This window comes from Pseudoalteromonas sp. PA2MD11, assembly GCF_017808125.1.
GTDB lineage: Bacteria > Pseudomonadota > Gammaproteobacteria > Enterobacterales > Alteromonadaceae > Pseudoalteromonas > Pseudoalteromonas simplex.
Genome location: NZ_JADKNF010000032.1, coordinates 2,737 through 6,687 on the forward strand (window position 1 = coordinate 2,737; position 3,951 = coordinate 6,687).

4 protein-coding genes are annotated in these 3,951 nt (G+C 41.9%); 3 read left to right on the forward strand and 1 reads right to left on the reverse strand.

What is annotated here, in order from left to right:
- The first annotated feature begins 193 nt into the window (after window positions 1-193).
- Complete coding sequence (locus tag ISP07_RS20335) at window positions 194-646, forward strand: REP-associated tyrosine transposase (RefSeq protein WP_209328709.1); 453 nt, start codon at window positions 194-196, stop codon at window positions 644-646.
- Between the two features lie 425 nt (window positions 647-1,071).
- On the opposite strand, the gene yjgA is transcribed toward ISP07_RS20335, so the two are convergent.
- On the reverse strand, window positions 1,072-1,593 hold the full coding sequence (gene yjgA, locus ISP07_RS20340) for a ribosome biogenesis factor YjgA (protein ID WP_209328710.1): 522 nt from the start codon (window positions 1,591-1,593) through the stop codon (window positions 1,072-1,074).
- A 137-nt stretch (window positions 1,594-1,730) separates the two neighbouring features.
- Between yjgA and pmbA the strand changes: the two genes are divergently transcribed.
- Window positions 1,731-3,068 carry a metalloprotease PmbA gene (pmbA, locus tag ISP07_RS20345; protein ID WP_209328711.1) on the forward strand — a complete coding sequence of 446 codons (1,338 nt, stop codon included), beginning with the start codon at window positions 1,731-1,733 and terminating at the stop codon, window positions 3,066-3,068.
- 129 nt (window positions 3,069-3,197) lie between these two features.
- Entirely contained in the window at window positions 3,198-3,614 is a 417-nt protein-coding gene (locus tag ISP07_RS20350) for a VOC family protein (protein ID WP_054563313.1), read from the forward strand.
- Window positions 3,615-3,951 lie beyond the last annotated feature (337 nt).

The following is a 3,951-nucleotide window of genomic DNA, read 5'->3' on the forward strand; positions in this document are numbered from 1 at the left end:
CGTTTTAACGCCGAAATTATAGATAATTGTTGTGCGCGATATTCACGGCTAAAGCCGTTCCTACGGGGTTGTAGGAGGCGTTTTAACGCCGAACATGTTTATCTTTTTCCCAGCTAAAGCGGTTCATACGAGGGTTTAACTTGATTCTTATACGTCTTTGTCTAGATTTAAAATAATAAATGGAGGGTTATGGATGACCGCACATTATCAAAATCTAAGAAAGCATAGGGTATCAATCCCATTTCATTATTACTCTGTTACCACATCAACGCTTGATAGAAACTGTTATTTCTCTGACTTTAATAATGCACGAGTTTTAATTAACACCCTAAGGGCTATAGAAGAAATTAAAGCTAAAACTATCTGTTTTGTGGTAATGCCTGATCACCTACACTGGTTATTTCAATTACAAGATAAAGTACCTTTAGCTCGGTTGATTCAAGAGGTTAAAGGGAAGAGTTCATATCTCATAAACAAGGCAACATGCTCTAAACGAAAAATTTGGCAGCCAGGATATTATGATTCCTTAATAAGGAACGAAGAACATTTACTTGGAGTATCGAGGTACATCATCGCAAACCCATTGAGGGCTGGAATTGTTAAAAGTGTGCGTGATTACCCTTTTTGGGATTGTATCTATTTATAGGTAAGTTCTTCACGGATAAAGCCGTTCCTACGAGGTTGTAGGTGGGTTTTTAGACCGTAATGGTAGATGATTGTTGTGCGTGATATTCACGGCTAAAGCCGTTCCTACGAGGTTGTAGGAGGCGTTTTAACGCCGAAATTATAGATAATTGTTGTGCGCGATATTCACGGCTAAAGCCGTTCCTACGAGGTTGTAGGAGGCGTTTTAACGCCGAAATATTCAGGTGATTTTTGTACGTGATGCTCACGGCTAAAGCCGTTCCTACGGGGTTGTAGGAGGTGTTTTAACGCCGAAATATTTAGGTGATTATTGTACGTGATGTTCACGGCTAAAGCCGTTCCTACGGGGTTGTAGGAGGTGTTTTAACACCGAAATGTTTATTAAAAAGCCGCAAAATTTTCATTAAGCGGCTTTCTGTATACAAATCAAAGCATAATCGCATCTTTTAGATACTGGAATAACTCTTTGTAAGCTTTGGCTGGCTTTTCTGCTTTCACTTCTTTTGCGGCGCTGCGCACTAATTGGCGCATTTTTTGGCGCTCAAGAGACGGGTATTGATCGATTGTTGAATTGATCAGGTCGTCACCTTGTTTAATTAAATCATCACGCAGGGTTTCGATTTTGTTCATCAAAACATCGGCTTGATTGTTTTTATTAAGCATGATGTCGATTATCGCTTGGATTTCATCAACGTTTTCTGTGGTACGTAAAACTTTTGCGATGTAGTTTAAGTTACGACGGTAAGCATCGCTTTTGTCACTTACTTTATCAGAAACGACAAGGGCTTCTTTTAAATCATGATTAAGCGGTAAACGATCGCGTTGCTTTTTCGGCATTTTTGCAATTTCAGCACCCAGACCATGATATTGCATGGCTTCACGTTTTAATTCGCTTTTTGATACGTAAATAATTTCTTCTTCGATAAGTGGCTTTTTCTTCTTCGCCATAAGGATGCTCATTCAGTAAACTTAACTATTCGCTATTATACGTCATTTAGTTAATGATTAATATTAGCTGATGCAGGTCTCGCAGTGTGTTAGCATTCGTTACACTATAAAAAATATCAGAACCTAGGACACACAAGATGAAAGATCCTATTTATCAACACATTTCTGAAGTGAAAGACGCAGTAAGCGAAGTACTGGAGCATGCAAAAAAATTGGGTGCTACTGCGGCTGAAGCGGCGATGTCGAGCACGTCAGGTTTGTCTGTCAGCACGCACATGGGCGAAGTTGAAACAATAGAGTTTAACCAAGACGGTGGCTTAGGTATCAGTGTTTATGTGGGTAACAACAAAGGCTCTGCTTCAACAGCCGATTTAAACCCGAAAACATTACGTACAGTGGTCGAAAAAGCCATTGATATTGCAAAGTTCACCTCTGACGACCCATTTAATGGTATCGCTGATAAAGAGTTACTTGAATTTGCACCGCAAGATTTAGATTTATACCACCCGTGGGAAGTAAGCCCTGAGCAAGGTGTGGAATTTTGTCATCAAGCAGAGCAAGCGGCGTTGAACGCCGATGAGCGCATTGTAAATTCAGACGGTGCGAGTTTTTCTTCTCACCAAGGTTTACGTGTTTATGGTAACAGCCATGGCATGATTGCAGGTTACCCGCGTACGCGTCATAGCATTAGTACGATGGTGATTGGTAAAGAAGGCGAGCAAATGCAGCGCGACTCAGCTTATACCATCGCACGTCATAAAGATGATTTAAATGACGCTGCAAAAGTAGGCCTCGAAGCGGCAACCGAAACCTTGGCTAAACTTAACAGCCAAAAGCTCGGTACTATGAAAGTGCCTGTGATCTTTAGAGCAGATATTGCTAACTCATTATTCGGCCATTTAGTGTCGGCGATTGGTGGCGGCGCGCTTTATCGTAAATCGAGCTTCTTGCTTGATAGCTTAGGCACTAAAGTATTTAGCGATTGTGTGAATATCTCTGAGCGCCCGCATTTATTAAAAGGTTTAGCGTCTTCACCGTTTGATGCTGAAGGTTTAAAAACTGTAGACCGTGAAATTATTCAAGGCGGTGAGCTGCAAACTTACCTATTAGCAAGCTATGCAGCACGCAAACTGTCTATGGCACCAACGGGTCATGCTGGTGGTATTCATAACTGGCTAGTTGAACAAACCCATGCCGATTTAAAAGCACTTTTAAAAACCATGGGCACAGGCTTATTAGTAACGGAACTTATGGGCCAAGGTGTGAATACGGTAACGGGCGATTACTCACGTGGTGCAGCGGGCTTCTGGGTTGAGAATGGTGAAATCCAATACCCAGTCAGTGAAATCACAATTGCTGGTAACTTAAAAGATATGTTTAAAGCCGTTGTGGGCTTAGGTGGCGATATCGAGCGTCGTGGTGGTATTCAAACAGGCTCTGTATTGATAGAACAAATGCAGGTTGCTGGTAGCTGATTCATCAATAACTACTCAATTTTTGAAGCCTCACGTTTGTGGGGCTTTTTTATTTGAAAAAACGCTTTACCTAAACTTAACTTGAGGTTTTATCTTGGTGGCAGTTTAAAAATAAAAAGGAAAACTACCATGTATTTAGAACACGTAAACCTTGTTGTTAGTAATGTTGATGCCATGCTGCACTTTTATAAAGCGGCATTCCCGCACTGGCGTGTGCGTAGTCAAGGCGATAGCAAATGGTCGGGCAAACCGCGCAAGTGGCTGCACTTTGGTGATGATTACCAATATCTTGCATTAAGCGATAACGGTGAAGCTGAAAACCGTGATTTAGCCGGCCACCAAGTAGGCCTTGCTCATTTTGCTTATGTGACAAACGATATTAATGCCGTAGTTGAGCGCCTGGTTTCGGCTGGTTATGAAATTGATAAACACGGCCCAGAAAACCCTTACCGTAAAAATGTATACTTCATCGACCCCGCAGGGTTTGAAGTTGAGTTTGTAGAGTATTTCAGTGATATCCCGAGTGAGAGGAATAATGACTTGTGAGGGAGCTGTCAGCTTTCAGCTGTCAGTTTTGAGCCGAGCAGTGTTGTTTGTAGGTCAGACATAGGTTGATGGAATGGCGTTGCATATAAGACGCGCCAAGCAAGCGTGGCGCCTACGGTGTAGGGTCGCTTTAACGCCGAACAGCTTTACTTTATTCACGGCTAAAGCCGTTCCCACGTTTGATGTAGGCGTGAAATTTATTTCGCGCGCATTCTTGTAGATACCATCTCTCACAACCAGCTTCAAGTTGAAGTTTAAGTAACTTGAGGCTGATATTCGGTTTGATTTTTTACAACGCCAAAGCATATTTGCATTAGCTTTCGCATGTTTGCACCTA

Excerpts from the sequence above, each read along its gene's own strand:
- ISP07_RS20335 (WP_209328709.1), top strand. The coding sequence starts at position 194 with ATGACCGCACATTATCAAAATCTAAGAAAGCATAGGGTATCAATCCCA.
- pmbA (WP_209328711.1), top strand. The coding sequence starts at position 1,731 with ATGAAAGATCCTATTTATCAACACATTTCTGAAGTGAAAGACGCAGTA.
- yjgA (WP_209328710.1), bottom strand. The coding sequence starts at position 1,593 with ATGGCGAAGAAGAAAAAGCCACTTATCGAAGAAGAAATTATTTACGTA.
- ISP07_RS20350 (WP_054563313.1), top strand. The coding sequence starts at position 3,198 with ATGTATTTAGAACACGTAAACCTTGTTGTTAGTAATGTTGATGCCATG.